The organism is Pseudomonas brassicacearum subsp. neoaurantiaca (assembly GCF_013608025.1).
Classification (GTDB): Bacteria; Pseudomonadota; Gammaproteobacteria; order Pseudomonadales; family Pseudomonadaceae; genus Aquipseudomonas.
On the sequence record NZ_VDLV01000004.1, the window covers coordinates 19,339 to 40,710 of the forward strand.

The 21,372-nt window shown below is 62.3% G+C and carries 22 protein-coding genes; 10 read left to right on the forward strand and 12 right to left on the reverse strand.

The features are described 5' to 3' along the window. Positions 1-48: 48 nt before the first annotated feature. A complete protein-coding gene (locus tag FHK92_RS03185; protein WP_181286790.1) occupies positions 49-2,412 on the reverse strand; it encodes a DNA polymerase II in 2,364 nt (787 codons plus the stop codon). Positions 2,413-2,701: 289 nt separating this feature from the next. Here FHK92_RS03185 and FHK92_RS03190 point away from each other — a divergent pair, with 289 nt between their 5' ends. The 5 genes from FHK92_RS03190 to FHK92_RS03210 all read left to right on the forward strand — a co-directional run bounded on the left by FHK92_RS03190 (position 2,702) and on the right by FHK92_RS03210 (position 6,656). Further along, the gene (locus FHK92_RS03190) at positions 2,702-3,142 is read left to right on the forward strand and encodes a CBS domain-containing protein (protein WP_030138503.1); all 441 of its coding nucleotides are present in this window, start codon (positions 2,702-2,704) and stop codon (positions 3,140-3,142) included. 71 nt (positions 3,143-3,213) lie between these two features. Then, on the forward strand, positions 3,214-3,810 hold the full coding sequence (locus tag FHK92_RS03195) for a paraquat-inducible protein A (protein WP_181286791.1): 597 nt from the start codon (positions 3,214-3,216) through the stop codon (positions 3,808-3,810). An 11-nt stretch (positions 3,811-3,821) separates the two neighbouring features. Further along, positions 3,822-4,466, forward strand: coding sequence for a paraquat-inducible protein A (locus tag FHK92_RS03200; RefSeq protein WP_181286975.1), 645 nt, complete (start codon positions 3,822-3,824; stop codon positions 4,464-4,466). Beyond that, positions 4,447-6,102 (forward strand): PqiB family protein, encoded by a 1,656-nt coding sequence (locus FHK92_RS03205; protein ID WP_181286792.1) that lies wholly within the window; start codon positions 4,447-4,449, stop codon positions 6,100-6,102. Before FHK92_RS03200 ends, FHK92_RS03205 begins: the two co-directional genes overlap by 20 nt. Positions 6,103-6,119: 17 nt before the next feature. Further along, positions 6,120-6,656: a PqiC family protein gene (locus FHK92_RS03210; RefSeq protein ID WP_181286793.1), complete on the forward strand. Its 537-nt coding sequence runs from the start codon at positions 6,120-6,122 to the stop codon at positions 6,654-6,656. A gap of 1 nt (position 6,657) precedes the next feature. Here FHK92_RS03210 and FHK92_RS03215 read toward each other — a convergent pair whose 3' ends face one another. After that, entirely contained in the window at positions 6,658-7,287 is a 630-nt protein-coding gene (locus FHK92_RS03215) for a glutathione S-transferase family protein (RefSeq protein ID WP_181286794.1), read from the reverse strand. A gap of 194 nt (positions 7,288-7,481) precedes the next feature. Here FHK92_RS03215 and FHK92_RS03220 point away from each other — a divergent pair, with 194 nt between their 5' ends. After that, a complete protein-coding gene (locus FHK92_RS03220) occupies positions 7,482-8,033 on the forward strand; it encodes a phage infection protein (RefSeq protein WP_181286795.1) in 552 nt (183 codons plus the stop codon). A gap of 242 nt (positions 8,034-8,275) precedes the next feature. Here the strand turns inward: FHK92_RS03220 and FHK92_RS03225 are convergent, their stop codons facing one another. The 4 genes from FHK92_RS03225 to FHK92_RS03240 all read right to left on the reverse strand — a co-directional run bounded on the left by FHK92_RS03225 (position 8,276) and on the right by FHK92_RS03240 (position 12,286). Further along, positions 8,276-9,370: a DUF1615 domain-containing protein gene (locus tag FHK92_RS03225; RefSeq protein ID WP_181286796.1), complete on the reverse strand. Its 1,095-nt coding sequence runs from the start codon at positions 9,368-9,370 to the stop codon at positions 8,276-8,278. 278 nt (positions 9,371-9,648) lie between these two features. Then, positions 9,649-10,623 carry a porphobilinogen synthase gene (gene hemB, locus FHK92_RS03230; RefSeq protein ID WP_181286797.1) on the reverse strand — a complete coding sequence of 325 codons (975 nt, stop codon included), beginning with the start codon at positions 10,621-10,623 and terminating at the stop codon, positions 9,649-9,651. Between the two features lie 116 nt (positions 10,624-10,739). Further along, positions 10,740-11,591 (reverse strand): PhzF family phenazine biosynthesis protein, encoded by an 852-nt coding sequence (locus tag FHK92_RS03235; protein WP_181286798.1) that lies wholly within the window; start codon positions 11,589-11,591, stop codon positions 10,740-10,742. Continuing rightward, on the reverse strand, positions 11,588-12,286 hold the full coding sequence (locus tag FHK92_RS03240) for a glutathione binding-like protein (RefSeq protein WP_181286799.1): 699 nt from the start codon (positions 12,284-12,286) through the stop codon (positions 11,588-11,590). The genes FHK92_RS03235 and FHK92_RS03240 overlap by 4 nt, the downstream gene beginning before the upstream one ends. Positions 12,287-12,580: 294 nt before the next feature. Between FHK92_RS03240 and FHK92_RS03245 the strand changes: the two genes are divergently transcribed. Further along, complete coding sequence (locus FHK92_RS03245; protein WP_181286800.1) at positions 12,581-13,255, forward strand: histidine phosphatase family protein; 675 nt, start codon at positions 12,581-12,583, stop codon at positions 13,253-13,255. 120 nt (positions 13,256-13,375) lie between these two features. Here FHK92_RS03245 and mnmH read toward each other — a convergent pair whose 3' ends face one another. Together mnmH and selD are read right to left on the reverse strand one after the other, a co-directional pair. After that, positions 13,376-14,479, reverse strand: coding sequence for a tRNA 2-selenouridine(34) synthase MnmH (mnmH, locus tag FHK92_RS03250; protein ID WP_181286801.1), 1,104 nt, complete (start codon positions 14,477-14,479; stop codon positions 13,376-13,378). Then, complete coding sequence (gene selD, locus FHK92_RS03255) at positions 14,479-15,513, reverse strand: selenide, water dikinase SelD (protein ID WP_181286802.1); 1,035 nt, start codon at positions 15,511-15,513, stop codon at positions 14,479-14,481. The genes mnmH and selD overlap by 1 nt, the downstream gene beginning before the upstream one ends. 141 nt (positions 15,514-15,654) lie before the next feature. On the opposite strand from selD, the gene FHK92_RS03260 reads away from it, so the two are divergent. After that, entirely contained in the window at positions 15,655-15,933 is a 279-nt protein-coding gene (locus tag FHK92_RS03260) for a hypothetical protein (protein ID WP_375154598.1), read from the forward strand. 122 nt (positions 15,934-16,055) lie between these two features. Continuing rightward, the gene (locus tag FHK92_RS03265) at positions 16,056-16,643 is read left to right on the forward strand and encodes a hypothetical protein (protein WP_181286804.1); all 588 of its coding nucleotides are present in this window, start codon (positions 16,056-16,058) and stop codon (positions 16,641-16,643) included. A 123-nt stretch (positions 16,644-16,766) separates the two neighbouring features. On the opposite strand, the gene FHK92_RS03270 is transcribed toward FHK92_RS03265, so the two are convergent. The 4 genes from FHK92_RS03270 to FHK92_RS03285 all read right to left on the reverse strand — a co-directional run bounded on the left by FHK92_RS03270 (position 16,767) and on the right by FHK92_RS03285 (position 20,266). Beyond that, positions 16,767-17,483, reverse strand: a complete 717-nt coding sequence (locus FHK92_RS03270) for an alpha/beta hydrolase (RefSeq protein WP_181286805.1) — start codon at positions 17,481-17,483, stop codon at positions 16,767-16,769. A 64-nt stretch (positions 17,484-17,547) separates the two neighbouring features. Continuing rightward, positions 17,548-18,660 (reverse strand): succinylglutamate desuccinylase/aspartoacylase family protein, encoded by a 1,113-nt coding sequence (locus FHK92_RS03275; protein WP_181286806.1) that lies wholly within the window; start codon positions 18,658-18,660, stop codon positions 17,548-17,550. Positions 18,661-18,764: 104 nt separating this feature from the next. After that, positions 18,765-19,544, reverse strand: a complete 780-nt coding sequence (locus FHK92_RS03280) for an ABC transporter substrate-binding protein (protein ID WP_181286807.1) — start codon at positions 19,542-19,544, stop codon at positions 18,765-18,767. Positions 19,545-19,831: 287 nt separating this feature from the next. After that, positions 19,832-20,266 carry a rhodanese-like domain-containing protein gene (locus FHK92_RS03285; protein ID WP_181286808.1) on the reverse strand — a complete coding sequence of 145 codons (435 nt, stop codon included), beginning with the start codon at positions 20,264-20,266 and terminating at the stop codon, positions 19,832-19,834. Between the two features lie 102 nt (positions 20,267-20,368). On the opposite strand from FHK92_RS03285, the gene ftrA reads away from it, so the two are divergent. Further along, positions 20,369-21,328, forward strand: coding sequence for a transcriptional regulator FtrA (ftrA, locus tag FHK92_RS03290; RefSeq protein ID WP_181286809.1), 960 nt, complete (start codon positions 20,369-20,371; stop codon positions 21,326-21,328). The last annotated feature ends 44 nt before the right edge of the window (positions 21,329-21,372 follow it).

Below are 21,372 nucleotides of genomic sequence, written 5' to 3' on the forward strand. Positions count from 1 at the left end.
GCTCCCTCGCCACAAGAGCCTCCCCCTCCAGCCCATTACTCAGCGGCATCAGAACAAGCCCATCTGCCCGCCAACCAGGGTCGAAAAGTCGTCCCCCACAAACGGCAGGATCGCGTCCGCCACCGGCTGTAGCTGCTTGGTCACGTAATGGTCGTAATCGATGGGCGCGCTGCGGGTTTCCAGCGGCTCGGGGCCGGCGACGGTGATCACGTAGCTGATCCAGCCGCCATTCTGGTACTGCCGTGGCCGGCCCTGGCGTTCGTTGAACTCATCGGCAAGCCGCGCGGCCCGTACGTGGGGCGGCACGTTGCGTTCGTAATCGTCCAAGGGACGGCGCAGGCGCTTGCGGTAGACCAGGCGCTCATCGAACGCGCCGGCCAGCGTCTGGCGCACATAATCGCGCACGTAATCCTGATAGGGCTGGCGATGAAAGATCCGTCCATACAGCTCCTGCTGGAACTGCCGGGCCAGCGGCGACCAATCGGTGCGCACGGTTTCCAGGCCCTTGTAGATGATTTCGTCGCTGCCGTCAGCGCGGGTCACCAAGCCGGCGTAGCGCTTCTTGCTGCCCTCCTCCGCGCCACGAATGGTCGGCATCAGGAAGCGCTTGAAATGGGTTTCGAACTGCAGCTCCAGCGCGCTCTCCAGGCCGAACTCATCAAGCACATGCTCGCGCCACCACTGGTTGACGTAAGCCACCAGTTCCCGGCCAATCGCCGCCGCTTCTTCCTGGTCGTGGGAGCGGCGCAGCCAGACGAAGGTCGAGTCGGTGTCGCCATAGATCACCACATGCCCCCGGGCTTCGATCAACTGCCGGGTGCGTTGCATGATCTGATGGCCGCGCAAGGTAATGGACGACGCGAGCCGGGGGTCGAAGAAGCGACAGCCACTGGAGCCGAGCACGCCATAGAACGCGTTCATGATGATTTTCAGCGCCTGGGACAGCGGCGCGTTATGTTCGCGCTTGGCGGTCTCCCGGCCTTCGGCGACGCGCGCGACAATCGCCGGCAGGCAGTGTCGGGTACGGGAGAACCGCGCCCCGCGAAAGCCTGGCACCGACGTGTCGTCGTCCGGATGGCGCAGGCCTTCGATCAGTCCCACCGGGTCGATGAGGAAGGTGCGGATGATCGACGGATACAGGCTCTTGTAGTCGAGCACGAGCACCGACTCGTAGAGCCCCGGCTGGGAATCCATGACGAACCCGCCGGGGCTGGCCTCGGGCGGACGCTGGCCAAGGTTCGGTGCGACAAACCCCTGGCGATGCATCAGCGGCATGTAGAGATGCGTGAACGCCGCCACCGAGCCTCCGCTGCGATCCGCCGGCAGGCCGGTGACGCTGGCGCGCTCCAACAGGAACTCGAGCAGGTCGGTCTTGGCGAAGATCCGCGTCACCAGCTCGCAGTCCTTGAGGTTGTAGCGGGCCAGGGCCGGCTTGTCCTCGGCAAACATGCGGTTGATCTCGTCCATGCGCTGGTACGGGTTGTCGATGGACTTGCCTTCGCCCAGCAGGGTTTGCGCAACGTTTTCCAGGCTGAACGACGGAAAACTCCAAGTCGCCGAGCGCAAGGATTCGATCCCGTCGATGATCAGCCGCCCCGCCGCCGAAGCGAAAAAATGGTTGTTGCGTGCTCCATGCTCGCGCCACTGCATTTCCTCCCCGCCGCGTCCCAGGCGCAGCGGCACGGCCAGCCGGCGGGCATGCTCATGGAGCACGCGCAGATCGAACTGAACCAGGTTCCAGCCGATGATCGCGTCAGGGTCGAAACGGGCGAACCACTCGTTGAGCTTCTTCAACAGCAGCGTGCGGGATTCGCAGTATTCGAGCTGGAAATCCACCTCGCGATCATCGCCATTCGGCGGCCCGAGCATATACACCTGGCGTTCGCCGCAGCCTTCCAGTGCAATGGAATACAACTCGCCCTGAGCGGTGGTTTCGATGTCCAGGGACACCAGCCGCAGCGGCGGCCGGTACTCGGGCGCCGGCTTCATCTGGGCGTCGAGCAGCAGGCCGTCGGCCGATGGCGTGCCGCCGAACCAGACCGGAGCAGTGATGAAGCGCTCCATCAGGTAGCGCTCCGGCGGGCGGATGTCGGCTTCGAATACTTCCACGCCGGCGCGCCGCAGCGTGGTGTCCAGGCGCATCAGTTGCGCATGCTGCCGGCAATACAGGCCCAGCACCGGGCGATGCTCGAAATCCAGCAGGTCCAGGGGACGCAGCTCAACGTCCTTTTCCCCTTGCAACAACGCCTCGACCTGACCGCGCTGGACCTGCGGCACAAACGCCACCGAGGGTTGCACCGGCAGGCGCACGCGCCGGGGGCCGGCATCCGTCGCCAGCCAGAACTCGACTTCGGTGCCCGCGGGGGTGTCGCGCCAATGCCGGGTCAGGACGAAGCCCTGCTGTAGATTCACCGCTGAAACCTCGAAACTCAGATGTCACGCATTCTACCTGTGGCGAGGGAGCTTGCTCCCGCTCGATTGCGCAGCGGTCGCCAAAAAAGCGGGGGCTGCTTCGCCCGAAGCGTCGGACCGACCCAGCGGGAGCAAGCTCCCTCGCCACAACCGCGCATGGCATCATTTCAGCGCTAATTCACGAACTATGACGCTTTTGGACGATTGGCCGCCGCTTTATCGCTTGCTCTGCGCCGTTAGGTCTACGATTCTTTAATCACCCGCAAAAAACGACACCCGAGGCCTCCCCATGAAAACCGTCGCGCAGTTGCTCCGGATAAAAGACGAGAAAAACCAGCAAGTGCACACCATTTCACCGGACGACATGGTTTTGCAGGCCCTGATGCGCATGGCCGAGAAAAACGTCGGTGCGCTGCTGGTGGTGAAGAACGACGAAGTGCTGGGCATCATCAGTGAGCGCGACTATGCGCGCAAAATGGTCCTGCACGGGCGCTCCTCGGTAGGTACGAAAGTCAGCGACATCATGGTCTCCCCGGTCATTACCATCGATCCCCACCAGAACGTCGAGACGTGCCTGAGCATCATGACCGAAAAACATCTGCGGCATTTGCCCGTCGTGGAGGACGGCAAGCTCGTCGGCCTGTTGTCCATCGGCGACCTGGTAAAAGAGGCCATTGCCGAGCAGGCGGACCTGATCAGACAACTGGAGCAATACATTCGCGGCGAATGATCGACTCGGGCGGGTTGCTCATTTTCGACTCACTTCTATATTGAAGGAGTTGTCCCTGCCCGAGCATCCCGATGGCCCTCACCGACCGACTGATCATTTGTGAACATTGCGATGCAGTGTACGAGCCGGTTGAGCTCGGCCCGCATCAAAGAGCCTTGTGCGTGCAATGCCATGCGGTGATCCAGCGCTACGACGGCCTGACCATCGAGCAGCGCCTGGCCTTGACCATCACCGCGGCGGTGCTTTGGGCCTTTGCCAATGTCTATCCGGTGATGAGCATCCGGCTCCAGGGCTTGAGCAACAGCGCGACTCTTTGGGATTCGGTCGTGGCCCTGAGCCAGGGGCCGATTATCTTCATTGCCTTGGTCGCCGCGGTCGCGATCATCATCGCCCCAGCCTTCCAATTGGCGCTCTTGCTCTGGGTGCTCAGCTACGCCTATTCAAACCGCCGGGCGCCGGCGTTCAACCTGTGCATGCGCAGCCTGGAAACGCTGCGACCATGGAGCATGCTGGAAGTGTGCCTGTTGGGGGCGCTGGTCGCGGTCATCAAGCTCGCCGGGCTGCTTGATGTGCTGCCGGGCATCGGCCTGTTCGCCCTAGGGGCGTTGAGCCTGCTGATGATCCGCATCGCCGGCCGCGATGTCCGTGATCTGTGGGATCGCCTGTGAACGGCGCACCGCTGGGCAACCCGCCCCGGGCCGATGATTTGAACCTGTGCCTGTGCCACAGCTGCGGCCTGGCATGCGACATGACCGACGAACCCGAGACCTGCCCGCGCTGCGATGCCCGCCTGCACCGGCGCAAACCCGATACCCTGACCCGCACCTGGGCCTATATGCTGGCAGCCCTGGTGTTTTATATTCCGGCCAACCTGCTGCCGGTCATGAACACCCAGATGCTCGGCGAAGGCGCGGACAGCACCATCATCAGTGGCGTCCTCGAGTTCTGGCACAGCGGTGCCTGGGACATCGCGCTGATCATCTTCATCGCCAGCATCGCGGTGCCGGGCATCAAGTTCGTCGTGTTGACGCTGCTGCTGGTGACCGTGCAACGGCGCAGCACCTGGGCCCAGGTCCAGCGCGCGAAGCTGTACCGGCTGGTCGAGGTCATCGGCTACTGGTCGATGCTCGACGTGCTGGTCGTGGCGTTGGTGGCGGCCCTGGTGAAATTCCAGGCGCTGAGCGATATCGAACCGCGACCGGGAATCCTTTTCTTCGGCCTCGTGGTGCTGTTCACCATGCTCTCGGCCATGAGTTTCGACCCCCGCTTGATCTGGGACACCCAACCCTCCGAGGAGACCATGGATGAAGTCGCAAGCCACTGATGGACAACCCACGCCGGGCCGCGCGCATGTCACCAGCCGTCGCTGGACGGTCTCGCTGGTGTGGATCGTGCCGATCATCGCGGTGTTGGTGGGCGTGTCCCTGGTGGTGCATAACTGGCTGCAGGAAGGCCCGACCATCACCATTACCTTCAAGACAGGCGAAGGCCTGACGGCCAACAAGACCCCGGTCAAATACCGCAACGTGGTGATTGGCCAGGTTACCGATGTGCAACTGAGCGAGGACCAGAAAAATGTCACCGCTACGGTCAAGCTCGCCAAGACTGCGGACACCTTCACCCATGAAGATTCGGTGTTCTGGGTGGTCAGGCCACGCATCGGCGCGGGCGGGATTTCCGGAATCGATACCTTGCTGTCGGGCGATTTCATCGGCGCCGATGCCGGCCATTCGAAAGTCCGCGCCAAGTCCTTCACCGGCCTGGAGGCTCCGCCGCCCATCACCTATGGCGAGCCGGGCAAGCGCTTTACCCTGCACTCCCAGGACCTTGGCTCGCTGGACATCGGCTCGCCGGTCTACTTGCGCAAGATCCCGGTGGGCCAAGTGGTCTCCTACGCGTTGGATGCCGACGGCAAGGGCGTCAACATCGAGGTGTTCATCAATGCGCCAAACGACGCCTACGTCACCGAGAACACCCGTTTCTGGAACGTCAGCGGGGTCGACGTGAACGTCGGTGCCAACGGCTTCGCGGTCAAGACCGAATCCTTGTCCGCCTTGCTGGTGGGTGGCATTGCCTTCAGGGCACCGGAATACAGTCCCAACGACACGCCTGCCGCCGAGGACAAGAATTTCGAGCTGTTCGCCGACCAGCAGAGCGCCCTCGCCCCGCCCAGTGGCAAGGCGCAGTACCTGGCCTTGCGCTTCGACCAGGCCTTGCGCGGGTTGCGCGTCGGGGCCCCGGTGGAATTCCTCGGGATCGAGATCGGCCGAGTGGTGGCCATGAACTTGGATTTCGACGAGAAGCAGCGCACGTTTCCCGTCAACGTCGGCATCGTGATCTACCCACAACTGCTGGGCAAGGCGCACGAGAAGTTGCTCAAATCCCTGGATTACGACCCGGAAGATGAAGCCGCGGCGGCTCGGCTGGTCGGCAGTTTCGTCGAGCGGGGCCTGCGCGCCCAGGCCCGCAGCGGCAACCTGCTGACCGGGCAGTTGTACATTTCGCTGGATTTCTATCCCAAGGCCGAAAGAGTCGCCTTCGACACGTCCGCCCGGCCCCTGCGGATCCCCACGATTCCGGGTAGCCTCCAGCAACTGCAGGAACAACTGCAGACGGTGATCGAGCGTATCAACAAGCTGCCGCTGGAAAGCATCGCGAGCAATCTGGACGGCAACCTCGTTGAGCTGCGCAAAGGCCTGTCGCAGTTCAACAGCAAGACCCTTCCGGGCGTGCAGAGTACCTTGCAGGACGTGAGCAAGACCTTGCAGTCGGCGAATTCAACCCTGGCGGAGGATTCCCCACAGCGCGAACAACTCACCCAGACCCTGGATGACCTGGGGCGCATGTCGCGGTCGTTGCGCGAACTGTCCGACTACCTGAGCCGTCACCCCGAATCGTTGCTGCGCGGCCGTCCGAAAGACGCCCCGGCGCAGAACCTTTCCTTCCCGGTGAAAGAATGACCCTTGGAGCACGCCTGATGCCACTGACGCTGAGATGCTCGTTGATCGCCCTGGCGCTGCTGCTCGGCGCCTGCCGCAGCGACCCCATCCACTATCACACCCTGAGCCCGGCGCAACCGACCGGCCAGGCACGCGCAGGGGTGGATATCCAGATCGAGCAACTCAGCGTGCCACCGCAAGTGGATCGTACCCAGATGGTCATCCGCCAGGGCGACAGCGGGTTGGCGATCCTGGAGACCGAATGGTGGGGCGCAAGCCTGGCGGACGAACTGCGCAGCAGCCTCGACGAACAACTGAGCAATCCCGGCGCACCGAAGCGGTTGCTGCGGGTGGACGTGCAGCGCTTCGATTCGGTTCCCGGTCGGTACGCTCGCATGGACGTGCAGTGGCGATTGCGCAACCTTGGCAGCGCATCAGGCGCCCTGACCTGCCGCAGCAGCCTGCAGACGCCGGCCGCAGGCAATATTGATGACTTGGTGAAGGGCCATCAGAACAACGTCCGGCAGTTTGTCGAACTCGTCGGGCAAGCGGCCTCGCGCAACGCCTGTCCGTGATTCACTCAGGCCAATGCAGTGACAGCACGGGCGCGATACGCGGATGGTGGTCGATACGCTCCAGCAAGGCGTAGAACTCGGGGCGGGCGCTGAGCATTGCCTCCCGGGTCTCGACCCACTTCGTGATCACTGCCGCCAGGATATCCAGCGCCCCAGGCTCGGCACCACTGAGGAACGGCGTCCCCGGAAACTGGTCGGCAAACAAGGCCCAATTGCGATACAGCCGTTGTTTCGTGCCCGTCACCAGTCGCTCCCGCACAGCCTCGTCCGCGTCCGGCAGCCAGCGTTCAGGGAAATCGATGATCCCAATGGGCGTGTAGCAATTGGCGGCGATGTAGACCAGGCCGCGTATGACCTGCCCACGCTGGGCCGGGTTTTCCGGCAGCAGCTTCGATTCCGGAAAGGACAACCCCAGGTGGATCAGGATCGCCGCCGCCTCGGTCAGGACCGAGCCGTCTGGCAGTTGCAGGGTCGGAACCTGCTTCTGCGGGTTCAACGCCTCGAGTTCTTTCGCCGCTTCATTGTCCTCGGTCGAATAGGTATCGACCCGGCGGTAAGGCACCCCGCACAGACACAGGGCAATTTCCACGGCCGAGGACCCCGACTGAATGTGGCCGAATAACTGATACATGTGCTTGCCTCCTGCAAAGGGATTCAGCCGGTAGAACCCGAAGCACCATCAGCGTTCCATCAAGCTCATCGGCAACAGTCCGACGAGCTATCACCGCCATCGATGTTCACCATCATTTCAATGAAGTTCTCCTCCCCGGTGCCCGGCGCAACAATGGCCCCACACAAACAACGCACCCCCTGGAGCACACCATCATGAAACGCCAAATCATCCTCAGCTTCGCTTTCTCGGTCCTGGCAGCCAACGTATTCGCCGCCTCCGCCCAACCCGTCATTGCCGAAGGTGGCTCCGACCGCCTGATCGAAAACCGCGTCGCTGAAGGCGGTGCCGACCGTCTGCTGGAACGCCGCGTTGCTGAAGGTGGCTCCGATCGCCTGATCGAAAGCCGCGTCGCTGAAGGCGGTGCCGATCGCCTGCTGGAACGCCGCGTCGCCGAAGGTGGCTCCGATCGCCTGCTGGAACGCCGCGTTGCCGAAGGTGGCTCCGATCGCCTGATCGAGAATCGCGTCGCTGAAGGCGGTGCCGATCGTCTGTTGGAACGCCGCGTCGCTGAAGGCGGCTCCGACCGCCTGATCGAAAACCGCGTCGCTGAAGGCGGTGCCGATCGTCTGCTGGAACGCCGCGTCGCCGAAGGTGGCTCCGATCGCCTGCTGGAACGCCGCGTCGCCGAAGGTGGCTCCGATCGCTTGCTGGAACGCCGCGTTGCCGAAGGTGGCTCCGATCGCCTGGCTCAGAACCGTGCATGAGTTGCTTGATTGCGATGCCTGATCCAGCCTCGAATGACGTTCAACACAATCCGTGGCGAGGGAGCTTGCTCCCGCTTGAGCGCGAAGCGCTCACAAAAAAAGGGGCCGCTACGCCCGAAGCGTCGGACCGTCCCAGCGGGAGCAAGCTCCCTCGCCACGAGTTCATCGCTTGTCCTGAGCGAACAACATGACCCCGGCAAAAGCCCGGCCTTATCCGCCGGGCTTTTTCATGTCCAAGGATTTTAGCGCCCCGAAGCCCTAGCCATGCACCGCTGGTACCGTTCGTCCACGCGCTTGGCGAACCATGCAGTGGTCAGCTTGCGAGTGATTTTAGGACTCTTGAGCACGATCCCCGGTAACACCGCCCTAGGCAATGGCTTGCCCTCGGCCTTTTCAGCCAGTTCGAACACACGCTTGTAGAGCTTGCTGTCCTCGAACGCCAGGCTGTCACCCAACTCCAACTGATCGCGGATGGTCGGGTTGCGCATCCCCAACGACTTGCCCAACGTGCGCACCGCCAGCTCCGTGCTACCGGGCATGATTGAGTCATGCAGGATCAAATCGCCGTCCAGGGCCAGGGAGATACCCGAAGCGCGGCTCACTGCATGCTGGAACGCGGCGTTGCGACTGGCGTACCAACCGGCGTTGAAATCGGCGAACCGGTACAGCGGCTCGGTGTAGCTCACCGGATACCCCAACAAATGGGCCACGCCGAAATACATGCCGCCACGACGGCTGAACACTTCCCGCCGAATCGAGCCATCCACCGTGTAGGGATAATTCCGTGCATTGGCCTGGGCGAACGCGATGCTGACCTGCATCGGGCCACCCGTGTGCACCGGATTGAAACCATCGAACAGGGTCTTGCCCAGCGGCACCATACTGATGAAATCGTCAAAAATCGCGCTGAGTTCCTTCTCGCTTCGCGCCGCACTGAGACGATCGCTGTAGCTTTTTCCATTCGGCGAGCGCACCTGGAGCGCGGCGCTGACCAGCAGTCCCGGGACATGGACCTTCGCCGCGCGTCGGTCGATTTCCTGCCGGGCAATCTTGCCCAGCCCCGGTACGGTGGGGTCGGCCTGGAAAGTCGATTCCTGTTCAGTCACCGCCAGTACCGAACAGATATTCTGGGTGGTCGGCGGGATCTGTTGAGCCGAAAAGGCGACGTAGATATCCGTGGCCCAGCCTTCTCGGTCAGCGGTCTTGGCCGGCAATAACCGAACGATTTGCGCCTTGACCTCGGCAGGCTGGCGCTCCGGCTCCTGGGCCTGGCGCGTGCCGCAACCGGCCAGGGCCAGCAAGGCGGCGAGACTGATCGTCAATCGAGTGAATTGCATGGTGCTCCATCAGATCCATTGTTCGGGAGCAACCATACGACCAAAAGCCCGTAGAAATCCAATAGGCAGCAAGCTTGCCCCCATAAGGTTATGCCGCTGCCTATGCACCCGTGGCGAGGGAGCTTGCTCCCGCTGGACTCTGTAGGAGCTGGCGGAGCCTGCGATCTTTTGATCTTGATCTTTCGCTTGAAATTCAAGTGACAGGGGAAAGATCGCAGCCGAGCGGGAGCAAGCTCCCTCGTCACGGGTCCAGCATCTTTCTTAAGTGCAATGCTGGGTCAGATCCCACTCAACGCCAGGTCCATGGCGAAGTAGGTGAAAATCAGGTCCGCCCCTGCCCGCTTGATCGCGCCAAGGCTTTCACGCACCACGCGGGCTTCGTCGATCGCACCCGCCTGGGCGGCAAATTTGATCATCGCGTACTCGCCGCTGACCTGATAGGCCGACAACGGCAGGTTCGACGCCTGGCGGATGTCGCGGATGATGTCGAGATAGGCCCCGGCCGGCTTGACCATCAGCGCATCGGCGCCTTCCTGCTCGTCGAGCAAGGATTCGCGCAGTGCTTCGCGACGGTTCATCGGGTTCATCTGGTAGCTCTTGCGGTCGCCCTTCAAGGCACTGCCACCCGCCTCGCGGAACGGGCCATAAAGCGCCGAGGCAAACTTGGTCGAATACGCCATGATGGCCGTCTGGCTGAAGCCCGCCTCGTCCAAGGCCTTGCGAATGGCCTGGACCTGTCCGTCCATGGCCGCCGACGGCGCGATGACGTCGGCACCGGCACGCGCCGCCGCCACGGCCTGCTTGCCCAGGTTGATCAGGGTCCGGTCATTGTCCACTTCATGGCCGTGCAGCACACCGCAGTGGCCATGATCGGTGTACTCGCAGAAGCAGGTGTCGGACATCACGACCATTTCCGGCACGGCGTCCTTGCAGATCCCGGCCATGCGCGACACTAGGCCACGCTCACTCCACGTGTCGCTGCCGTCGCTGTCCAGATGATGGGACACGCCAAAGGTCATCACCGACTTGATGCCGGCGCGGGCATAGCGCTCGATTTCACCAGCCAGTTTCGATTCAGGGATACGCATCACACCCGGCATGCTCTTGATCGGCACGAAATCGTTGATTTCTTCTTCGACGAAAATCGGCAGCACCAGGTCGTTCAGGGTGAACTCGGTTTCCTGGAACAGGCTGCGCAAGCTTGCGTTGCGGCGCAGACGGCGTGGACGTGCTTCGGGGAACTGGCTGGACATGGGACTCCTGGGGCAAAAATGGGGCTCGATCACAGGGAGCAAAGCTTATGCCCTGGCCGGCCAGGGCACAAACATCGGCGGGAAAACAGAGTGTTACCGGCAGGGCAATAATCCGCTCAGAGCGTCAACGTGCCATTGATGCAGGTCACCACGGCGCCACCAATCCAGACTTCTTCGCCGATCTGCTCGACATGAATCCGCCCGGCCCGCCCCATGGTCACGCCCTGGCTGACCACGTAGGCGCTGGGCGCCAAGCCCTTGCCCAGCATCCACTGGGCGAGCCCGGCATTCAGGCTACCGGTGGCGGGATCCTCCGGCATGCCATCGCCGGCGATGAACCCACGCACTTCGAATTGCGCGGCATCGCCATCGACGACCGGATCCCACGGCGCAACGACCCCCACGGCCAAGTCTCGCAATTGGGGATAATCCGGCTTGAGCGTCAAGACCTGCTGGCGATCCTTGAGCAGCAAGGCCAACCAACCGGCGCCGTTGTCGACCCACTGCGCGTCGACTATCGCCTCAGCTGGAAGGCCCAATCCCTTGCGCACTCGCTCCAGCACGTCGACTTCCAGCGGGCCGGACTTGAGCAAGGGCGGCGCCAGAAAGGCCAGGCCAAAGTCGCTGCGGCGAATCCTGACGAGCCCGACACCGCATTCCTGCACGACTTCCTGCCCTTTCGGCACACCCCCGGCTTCCAGCCATGCGTGGCAACTGCCCAGGGTCGGGTGTCCGGCAAACGGCAATTCGGTCGATGTGGTGAAGATGCGCACCCGGTAATCGGCATCCGGGTGCTGCGGCGCCAGCACGAACGTGGTCTCGCTGAGGTTGGTCCAGTTGGCGAAAGACGCCATGCGCTCTTCGTTGAACCCATCGGCTCCCAGCACCACCGCCAGCGGATTGCCCTTGAGCGACGCTTCGCTGAACACGTCCAGCTGCTTGAAATCGAATCGACGCGTCGTCGTCATTCTGGAATTTTCAGGCCGCGAGCCACCGCCGGTCGCGCCAGGAAACGCTCCAGCACCCGCGTCACGTTGGGGAAGTTCTGGATGCCCACCAGATCACCCGCCTCGTAGAACCCGATCAAATTGCGCACCCACGGGAACGTGGCGATATCGGCGATGGTGTAGCGCTCGCCCATGATCCAGTCCCGCCCCTGGAGTCGGCCATCGAGGACCTTGAGCAGGCGTTTGCTTTCTTCGACATAACGGTCGCGCGGACGCTTGTCTTCGTAATCCTTGCCGGCGAATTTGTTGAAGAACCCCAACTGCCCGAACATCGGCCCGATCCCGCCCATCTGGAACATCAGCCACTGGATCGTTTCGTAGCGCGCCGCCGACTCCTGGGCCAGCAATTGACCGCTCTTGTCCGCCAGGTAAATCAGGATCGCCCCCGACTCGAACAACGCCAGTGGCTGGTCCCCTGGCCCATGGGGGTCGAGAATTGCCGGGATCTTGTTGTTGGGGTTCAGGGACAGGAACTCGGGCGACAACTGATCGTTGCTGCCGAAATCGACTTTATGCGGCTCGTAGGGCAGGCCGGTCTCTTCGAGCATGATCGACACTTTTACCCCGTTTGGGGTTGGCAAGGAGTAGAGCTGGATCCACTCGGGGTATTGGGCGGGCCATTTTTGGGTGATGGGGAATGGAGTCAGGTTGGGCATGAAATGGATTCCAAGTGTCAGCCAGAAAGCTGAAGCATAAATCAGCCGATCGGCTTTGGGCCGTCGCTCGTTCTTAATTCCGCAACATCCTGTCGCTAACATTCGCTTCATCCCGTGGCGGAATGCCGTTTACAACACAGCGCACCGGCCAGGATCGAACCAACGGGCGGAAACGGACTCAGAGAACTGCCCCGAGGAATCGAAGCGGCGTAACGACAAGGAAAACACCCGAGCCCAAAGGCCTCGCGGTGCCGGGGTTTGTCAGCCTGAATCGAAACCAAAGATGGCCATCCAATGATTAATCCACGCAAACTCACCCAATACCTGAAGCACCGTTCGTGGCTGATGCTGCCGACGCTGCTGGTGGTCTCTGGACTGGTGTTGTCGCTGGAGTCCAGCGTGAGCCGCGCCCAGCCCGTCGATGGCGTACAGACCCTGGTGTTCCTGCGCCACGCCGAAAAACCCGCCGGAGGCCTTGGCCAGCTCAATTGCCAAGGGCTGAATCGCGCCATCGACCTGGCGACCTTGCTGCCAGAAAAATTCGGCAAGGCCGACTATGTATTCGCCGCCAACCCGACCCGCAATGTCGAAGAGGGTGAGCTGGACAATTCCTACAGCTACATCCGCCCATTGATGACTATCAGCCCCAGCGCCATCAAGTTGGGCTTGCCGGTGAACATCGAATATTCGGCCAACGACACCAGCGACCTGGCCAACGAACTGCTGCACGACAAATACCACAACGCCACCATCTACACCGCCTGGTCCCACGGCTACTTGCCGGAACTGATCAACAAGGTTGCGGGCGAAGCGGTGGGCAAGCGGCTCAAGATCACCGATGACTGGGCGTCGAGCGATTTCGATTCGCTGTACGTGCTGACACTGACCTGGCACAACGGCAAGGCCAGCCTGACCAGCCAGAGCTACAAGCAGGGGTTGGATAATGGGCGGGAAACGTGTCCGACGTAAGGTGCCAACAAAACACCCTGTGGGAGCGAGCTTGCTCGCGATGGCGGCGGCCAATTCAACAGATGCGCAACTGATCGGCCGCTATCGCGAGCAAGCTCGCTCCCACATAAGGCCCAACTATCATTTCCGCCGGGCAGCGCGCTCACTCAGATATTCCAACACCGCCACCCGCTCCCCGGCGAACTCGATCCGCCCGCCCTTCTTTTCCCGCTGGAATACATACATCGGATCGTAGTATTCGCGCAGCAGGCCTTCGATCCAGCCGCGATGCAAATCGACGGCACCCGAATTGGCCTGCTCGACCAGGGCCGCTTCCATGATGTCCATCAATCGCCGATGACGGTCGCCACCCAGGCGCCTGTGGATGTTGTCGAGGCTCGACAGCAGTCGCTCGGAAAACAAAGCGAAACCTTCGTCGCCATGCACGTCGATGAACTCGGCGCACAGGTTGATCACGTAGTCCTGCAGGATTCGCTCGACCCGCCGCTCCAGGCTGTCTTCCAGCCAGACCATCGGCACCTGTTGCATGCGTTGGTACAACGGCAGCGGGACGGCGCAACTGCCCACCATCCGACTCTCATCTTCCAAAACGAACTGCTCGATGCCGACAGTGCGCTTTTTCAGCACATCCACCGCCAGCAAGTTCTCGAAATCGATGTTGGACGGCTGCCCGGTGGCACGCTTGCCAAAGCTCGAACCGCGATGATTGGCGCAACCCTCCAGGTCAAGCGCATTGGGCAGTTGCGCCAACACCTCGGTCTTGCCCGTGCCGGTCATGCCGCCCAGCAGAACCAGGTCGCACTGGGCAGCGGCCTGCTCGACAGTGTCGAGCAGGAAGGTCCGCATGGCCTTGTAGCCACCGCCGACACGGGGGTAGTCGATACCGGCCTCGTCCTTGAGCCACTGCTGGACAATCTGCGAGCGCAAGCCACCACGAAAGCAATACAGCACCCCGTCGGGATGGGACCGGGCGAAATCGGCCCAGGCCTGGATGCGTTGGGCCTTGGTTTCGCCGGAAACCAACTGATGCCCCAAGACAATGGCGGCCTGCTGTCCCTGCTGCTTGTAGCAAGTGCCGACGCGTTGTCGCTCGATATCGGTCATCAGCGGCAGGTTGACCACGCCGGGGAACGCGCCCTTGATGAACTCAACGGGCGCACGGGTATCCATCATCGGACGATCATTGAGGAAGATATCGCGGTAATCGGTGATGTCGTTGGGCATCAAGACACCTCGACCGCGTGGGTCTGTCGCTCGACCAACTCGCCAATCGGCTCCAGCGCAAGGCCCAGCTCGACAGCGACCTGCAGGAATTCGCTTTCCCCTTCTGGCGTGACGGCAATCAGCAAGCCGCCGCTGGTCTGCGGGTCGCACAGCACGCGCTTGTGCAACTCCTGGACACGGCCGACCTTGCTCGCGTAACTGTCATAGTTGCGCAACGTGCCGCCCGGCACGCAACCCAGGTCCAGGTAGTACTCGACGCCCGGCAAGCGCGGCACCGCGTCATAACGGATGCGCGCGGTGAGCTGGCTGCCATCGGCCATCTCCACCAAGTGCCCGAGCAAGCCGAAGCCAGTGACATCGGTCATCGCGGCCACGCCGTCGAGCTTGCCGAAACGGCTGCCGGGCTTGTTGAGCGTGCACATCCAATCGCGGGCCAGGCCCACGTCGGCGGCGCGCAGCTTGCCTTTCTTTTCCGCCGTGGTGAGGATGCCGATGCCCAGGGGTTTGGTCAGGTAAAGACGGCAACCGGCCACAGCGGTGTCGTTGCGTTTCATGTGGCGTTTTTGCACGAGGCCCGTGACAGCCAGGCCGAAAATCGGCTCTGGCGCGTCGATCGAATGCCCGCCCGCCAAGGGAATGCCCGCCTCATCGCACACCGAGCGGCCACCGCGAATGACCTCCCGGGCGATTTCCGGGGCCAGGACATTGACCGGCCAGCCGAGGATCGCGATCGCCATCAGCGGATCGCCGCCCATGGCGTAGATATCACTGATGGCGTTGGTGGCGGCGATACGGCCGAAGTCGAACGGATCGTCGACGATCGGCATGAAGAAATCGGTGGTCGAGACCACCCCGCGCTCCTCGTCGATGGCGTAGACCGCCGCATCATCCCGGGAGGCGTTGCCCACCCACAGCTTGGGGTCAAGGTTCTGCGCGCCGCTGCCGGCCAGAATCACTTCCAGCACCTGGGGCGAAATCTTGCAGCCGCAACCGGCACCGTGGCTGTACTGGGTCAGGCGAATCGGCTCGCTCATGGGCATACCTCTCGTAAGTCAAGGTGGGCGATTCTACCAGCATCGCCAGCACCGCGATCCAGGCCGCTCATCCAACGGAATTTTCCGATTGTGCAAGACTCACTTGAACAATAGCCGAGCGCGCGCCCAGGGAGATTGCCAATGGACCCAAACCCAGCCACAAACAGTCATCTTGATTACGGTCTCGACACGCTGTTCGGTCGCGAGACCAAAAGCGTCGAGTGCCAATTCGATGTAAAACGTCTCGATGATGGCGAGCCGCCGTGGTTTGCCCTGCATGTACGCCCGCCGCTGCCCGAAGACCTGGCGAAAGCCCAGATCGTCGTGTTCAGCGCCGAAGGCCGGCGCATCAGCGGCATCGTCCGGCGTACCGAGCGCCTGGCCGACGACAGCCTGCAATTGGACGTCGAACCGGACTGAGCCGCCCCTGTCATATCGAATCGCAAGCGCGTTCGCGCCCGTATCCGGTCAGCACAGTGGAGTCAGGGACGACGACCGTGGGATGATCGGTCTTCAAGCACGACCACCCGTGGAGCAATTGAATGTCATCGCTGAGTCAAAACGCTGCCGCCCTGCTGCTGACGGCTGTCGCCAGCCTCGTCGCATTGCCTGTCCTGGCTGCCCAGCCCAAAGCCGTGGCGCAAACGCCGGCCCAGAAGATCACGATGCTGGGCGGCAAATTCATCTTCACCCTGCCCAAGGGCTTCACGGCGACGCCCTTGTCCGCAGGGGATGTGGCGCAGGGGACCGCCGGGGCGTCCGGCACGATGTACAGCAATGCCACCACCCGAACCGTGGTCATCGCAGCGGAGAACACCCTGGTCGGCGGCGCGAACGTAAAAGATAACGACGCAGCCTTTCTCGATTCCACCTTCGCCGATTTCGCCGTACAGAAAACCAAGGCCCTGCCCGATGCCAAGATCCTCGGCGAACAGAGCCTGACTCAGAAAACCACCGGCCTGGGCCTGCGTCAGCTCGATACCAAGGCCACGCAGGGAGGCGGGCCGACGTTGGATACCACGCTGATCGGTGCATCCGGCACGCGCATGGCCGTGGTGCAGATCATTTCCAGGGCCAGCGACCAGGCCGGTCATGAAGCGCTGGTGAAGCAGATCGCCAGCGGGAAGTGATGATTTGCCGCGGTGTTGTGGGAGCGAGCCTGCTCGCGAAGAGGCCACCCATCCCAACATCTTCATGGACTGTAGTGCCGCCTTCGCGAGCAGGCTCGCTCCCACAAGGGGCCGGTGTGCATATCAAGGATTGAGTCGCTCCAGCCAGGCCCGCAAATCCTTCACTTCCTGTGCACTGATGTTATGGCCAAGGCCCGGGTAGGCATGGAATTCCGGCTCCAGGGCCAGCGTTTTCAGGAATGTGTCGGCGTCGGTGCCGTCACGGTAGGGAATGATCGGATCGACCGTACCGTGGCCGATGAACACCGCCAGCGCCCGCCGCGATTCGTCGGGCGTCAGTTCGGCCCGCAGCACCGACAGCACCCGCCCGCCCATCGCGGCAATACCGCCAACGGCTTCGGGGTGTCGCAAGGCGACTTCGTAGCTCATCATCGCCCCCTGGCTGAAGCCCACCAGATAGACGTTGCTCGCATCGGTCGGATATTTGGCCCGGGCCTTGTCGATGAATTCCAGGAGCATCTGGCCGCTGGCCTTCAAATCCGATGTATCACCGTCATACGCACCCTCGCCCTTCTTGGCGAACCACTGGTAGTGACCCGGTTCCATGGACTTGGGCGCCCGTACCGAAAGGTAGTTGTAGTGCTCGGGCAGTTCGTCCGCGAGGCTGAGCAGGTCCTCTTCATTGCTGCCCGACCCGTGCAGGAAAATCACCAGGGGCCGGTTCCCGGCCTTTTCGTCCGCGCGGGCCAGGTAGTTGAGTGGCAAGTCGGTGTGCAGCGAAGGTTGGGCCTGCACGCCGACGGATACCAGCAGCAGAAACAGGGCGAACGCTTTGAGCATCAGTCTTCCTCCATCGTTTGATAACCGCACGGCAACGACCGTGCGGTGAGGTAGACAGCGCTCATCAGTCGTTGATCAATTTCCCCGCCCGAATCGGCTCGCGCCCGGCGACTTTCGCCTGCCAGATGCCCGGCTGGGTGTAGCGTCCACGATCCAGCGCGAACAATACCCCGCTGGTGCCAGCAGGAACAACGGTGACCCGGTCATTCAACGGATCGACCACTTCGAACAGCGGATCGCCCCGCTCCACCCATTCGCCCGCTTCGCGCAGGAAACTCACCACGCCATGGTGCGGTGCAAACAGGTATTCGGTGCCTTCGAAGGGAAAACCTTCGCAGCACGCTTGCGGCGCGGCCGGCCAATCGCCGCCGATAAAGCCCTGTTCCGCCAGGAACCCGAGGATGGCTTCGCAGTTGGCCTGGGCCTGCTCCACCCGGGTGTCGCCCATGCCGCCGAGTTCCAGCGTCGTCGCCAGGTTGGCCGGCGGAATCGCCGCTTGCGGAAAAATCCTCGCCAGGCGCAACCACGGCGTCGAGCAAGACTCATCGAACGAGCTGCCGCCGGAATCTTCACACAGCAACGCCACGCCGGCCTTCAACCGCGCCGCCAACGAGCGCCACTGCGGCCACTGTTGTGGCAACGCGTACAAGTGGATCGCGGCCTCGAAATCACAATGCAGATCCAACGTGACATCGGCGTCGCAGGCGTGACGCAGTAACAGCCGGTGCAGGGCTTCGAGTTGAGAAGGTGGCGGCGGCAGATCATCCAGCACCTCGATCATGGTCTGGCGAATCAAGGTGATGTTCGCGGCCGGGTCATCCCCGAGGCGTTCACCGATGCGTTGCGCCACCGGGGCACTGAGTTCAACGAAGGATCGGTTGAAGTTCTTGCCACTGCCCAACTCGAAACGCCCCATGTGGGCACTTTGCAGATGCTGGTCCAGGCCGATCGGATTGGCCACCGGCACCAGCTCGATGACCCCTTTGAGCAGCCCTTGGGCTTCAAGCGCGTTGAGGCGTTGTTTCAATTCCCATGCCGTGCGCATGCCGGGTAATTCATCGGCGTGCAGGCTGGCCTGGATATACGCCTTGCGCGGGCCATGGCCGTAACGAAATACGCTGAGCGAACGTTCCGTGCCCAGGTGGCTCCAGGGCAAGGTATGGTCGATGCGTTGCATAGGCTCTCCAGATATCGGTTTCTCGACAGGCGCAGGGTAAAACAATCGCCCATGAAGAAGATGGCCGGCCGGGTGAGCGGCGGGCCATCTGAAGACTTCAGTGATTAATGCCCGTAGACGTCAAAGGCGAAGTACTTGTCTTGGACTTTCTTGTACGTGCCATTGGCGCGGATTTCGGTGATGGCCGCGTTGAATTTCTCGGCAAGCTCCTTGTCGCCCTTGCGCACCGCGATGCCGGCGCCGCCGCCGAAGTATTTCGCGTCTTCATAGGTCGGCCCAACGAAGGCAAAGCCTTTGCCGGCGTCGGTCTTCAGGAAGCCTTCGTCGAGGTTGACGGAGTCGGCCAGCATCGCGTCGAGGCGGCCGGCGACCATGTCCAGGTTGGCTTCCTGCTGGGAGCTGTAGCGCACCAGGTTGATCCCCGCCGGCACCAGTACCTCGGTCGCGAAGCGATCATGGGTGCTGGCGCGCAGCACACCGACTTTCTTGCCCTTGAGCTCGGTCAGCGGGTCCTTGACGTCGGAGCCTTCCTTCATCACGAAGCGCGCCGGGGTGTGGTAGTACTTGATGGTGAAGTCGACGTTTTTCTTGCGATCGTCAGTGATGGTCATGGACGACAGGATCGCGTCGATTTTCTTGACCTTCAGCGCCGGGATCAGACCGTCGAACTCCTGCTCGACCCACGTGCACTTGACCTTCATCTGCGCGCACAGCGCGTCGCCGATATCCACATCGAAACCGGCCAACTTGCCGTCAGGGGTCTTCATCGAAAAGGGGGGATAGCCGGCCTCGATCCCGAGACGGATCGGCTTGGCGTCTTCGGCCACGGCCGAGAAGGACAATACGGACAGTGCCAGGGCACCGAACATGGCTAATTTCTTCATTTTTGCTCCTGAGTGCGCAGGGTATTTATTGATCGTTATAGGCAGATTCGGAAACAGCATTCGGCCGGTGAAAACCGAAGTGGCCCGGAGTCTAGAGATGCACTCAGGAGGGAAATTACGTCGAGGCGACAAATAGTTATAGAAATACCGCGTAGGAGCTGCGTAGGAGCTGCGTAGGAGCTGCGTAGGAGCTGCCGAGTGAAACGAGGCTGCGATCTTTTCAAAGATCAAAGATCAAAAGATCGCAGGCTTCGCCAGCTCCTACAGGGCCCAGCGCGAGCAAGCTTTCAGCAATCGCAGCTGATCGCCTTTTCCGCCACACGCTCGACGGAACCTGTCAGGCGAAAGCCCTCATCGAGCCAGCCCATGACCCCGCCGATCATTTCCTTGACCGGGTAACCCAGCGTTGCCAGGCGCACCGCCGCCTTGTTCGCACCGTTGCAATGCGGGCCGGCGCAATACACCACGAACAGCGTGGCCTTGGGGTAGGCCGCCAACGCCTCGGCAGTGAGGGTCCGGGTCGGGAGGTTGATCGCTCCAGGCACATGCCCGCGTTCGTAGGCCAACGGTCCGCGCACGTCCACCAGCACAAAATCGACGGCGCCCGCCTCTTGGCTGGCATGCACATCGGAACAATCGGTTTCGAACATCAGGCGACGGCTGAAATGCTGCAGGGCGAGGTCGGATGGCGCAGCAGGCACTTCGCTAACAAGACTGGTCATGCGTGGTTACTCCGGGACAGATGAAGACTGAAACAGACTTTATCCCCCCGACGTGAACCGCTACAGTGGCGGACAAGACACTCTGTGGGAATTTTCCGCCAAATGCAGCCTGCTCCCGGCCTGGTCGCCATCCTCGCGTATGACGGCTTGTGCACATTCGAATTCGGTGTTGCCGTGGAAATCTTCGGATTGGCCCGGCCCGAGTTCGATTTCCCTTGGTATGAGCACCGTATCGTCGCCGTCGACGACGGCCCGATGCGCGCCATGGGCGGCTTCCAGGTCCTGGCCGATGGCGGCATGGAGCTGCTCGACACCGCCCGGACCATTATCGTGCCAGGCTGGCGCAGCCGCAGCGAACCGCCCTCCGACGCCCTGCTCCTAGCCCTGCGCCGTGCCCACGCCCGCGGTGCCCGCTTGTTGTCGATCTGCTCCGGGGCGTTCGTCCTGGCAGCCACGGGACTGCTTGATGGCTTGGCGGCGACGACACACTGGCGCTACACCGACGAACTGGCGCAAGGCTATCCCGCCATTCGTGTCGACCCGGATGTGCTGTATGTCGACTCGGGCCAACTCATTACTTCCGCCGGCAGCGCCGCAGGCATCGATGCGTGCCTGCACCTGGTGGCCCGGGATTTCGGCGCCCAGGTCGCCAATGCCGTGGCGCGCCGGCTGGTCATGCCGACGCAACGCACCGGCGGCCAGGCACAATTTATCCCCTCACCGGTCAGCCGCACGCCACGCGGTGATTTGTCCAGTATCATGCAGTGGGCCCGCGAGCACCTCCACGAACCGCTGGGCGTGCGCGAACTGGCAAGCCGCGCGGCGATGAGCGAACGAACCTTCCTGCGCCGCTTCACCCAAGCCTGCGGCGTATCGCCCAAGGCCTGGCTGCAACATGAACGCCTGGCCCGGGCCAGGGAACTGTTGGAAAGCACTGCAGATAACACCGATAACATTGCCCAGCTGTGTGGCTACCGTTCGGTGGAAAGTTTTCGCGTGGCGTTCCGCAGCGTGGTGGGCGTGGCGCCGTCGGTGTATCGGGAGCGGTTTGGCCGGGGGTAAAGGTGCGCCGCGGCCAAGACCCTATCCCCCGTGGCGAGGGAGCT

What these genes read in the sequence shown, in the direction of transcription:
- FHK92_RS03190 (WP_030138503.1), top strand. Translation starts at nt 2,702, where the DNA reads ATGAAAACCGTCGCGCAGTTGCTCCGGATAAAAGACGAGAAAAACCAG.
- FHK92_RS03195 (WP_181286791.1), top strand. Translation starts at nt 3,214, where the DNA reads ATGGCCCTCACCGACCGACTGATCATTTGTGAACATTGCGATGCAGTG.
- FHK92_RS03205 (WP_181286792.1), top strand. Translation starts at nt 4,447, where the DNA reads ATGAAGTCGCAAGCCACTGATGGACAACCCACGCCGGGCCGCGCGCAT.
- FHK92_RS03210 (WP_181286793.1), top strand. Translation starts at nt 6,120, where the DNA reads ATGCCACTGACGCTGAGATGCTCGTTGATCGCCCTGGCGCTGCTGCTC.
- FHK92_RS03215 (WP_181286794.1), bottom strand. Translation starts at nt 7,287, where the DNA reads ATGTATCAGTTATTCGGCCACATTCAGTCGGGGTCCTCGGCCGTGGAA.
- FHK92_RS03220 (WP_181286795.1), top strand. Translation starts at nt 7,482, where the DNA reads ATGAAACGCCAAATCATCCTCAGCTTCGCTTTCTCGGTCCTGGCAGCC.
- FHK92_RS03225 (WP_181286796.1), bottom strand. Translation starts at nt 9,370, where the DNA reads ATGCAATTCACTCGATTGACGATCAGTCTCGCCGCCTTGCTGGCCCTG.
- hemB (WP_181286797.1), bottom strand. Translation starts at nt 10,623, where the DNA reads ATGTCCAGCCAGTTCCCCGAAGCACGTCCACGCCGTCTGCGCCGCAAC.
- FHK92_RS03235 (WP_181286798.1), bottom strand. Translation starts at nt 11,591, where the DNA reads ATGACGACGACGCGTCGATTCGATTTCAAGCAGCTGGACGTGTTCAGC.
- FHK92_RS03240 (WP_181286799.1), bottom strand. Translation starts at nt 12,286, where the DNA reads ATGCCCAACCTGACTCCATTCCCCATCACCCAAAAATGGCCCGCCCAA.
- FHK92_RS03245 (WP_181286800.1), top strand. Translation starts at nt 12,581, where the DNA reads ATGATTAATCCACGCAAACTCACCCAATACCTGAAGCACCGTTCGTGG.
- mnmH (WP_181286801.1), bottom strand. Translation starts at nt 14,479, where the DNA reads ATGCCCAACGACATCACCGATTACCGCGATATCTTCCTCAATGATCGT.
- selD (WP_181286802.1), bottom strand. Translation starts at nt 15,513, where the DNA reads ATGAGCGAGCCGATTCGCCTGACCCAGTACAGCCACGGTGCCGGTTGC.
- FHK92_RS03260 (WP_375154598.1), top strand. Translation starts at nt 15,655, where the DNA reads ATGGACCCAAACCCAGCCACAAACAGTCATCTTGATTACGGTCTCGAC.
- FHK92_RS03265 (WP_181286804.1), top strand. Translation starts at nt 16,056, where the DNA reads ATGTCATCGCTGAGTCAAAACGCTGCCGCCCTGCTGCTGACGGCTGTC.
- FHK92_RS03270 (WP_181286805.1), bottom strand. Translation starts at nt 17,483, where the DNA reads ATGCTCAAAGCGTTCGCCCTGTTTCTGCTGCTGGTATCCGTCGGCGTG.
- FHK92_RS03275 (WP_181286806.1), bottom strand. Translation starts at nt 18,660, where the DNA reads ATGCAACGCATCGACCATACCTTGCCCTGGAGCCACCTGGGCACGGAA.
- FHK92_RS03280 (WP_181286807.1), bottom strand. Translation starts at nt 19,544, where the DNA reads ATGAAGAAATTAGCCATGTTCGGTGCCCTGGCACTGTCCGTATTGTCC.
- FHK92_RS03285 (WP_181286808.1), bottom strand. Translation starts at nt 20,266, where the DNA reads ATGACCAGTCTTGTTAGCGAAGTGCCTGCTGCGCCATCCGACCTCGCC.
- ftrA (WP_181286809.1), top strand. Translation starts at nt 20,369, where the DNA reads ATGCAGCCTGCTCCCGGCCTGGTCGCCATCCTCGCGTATGACGGCTTG.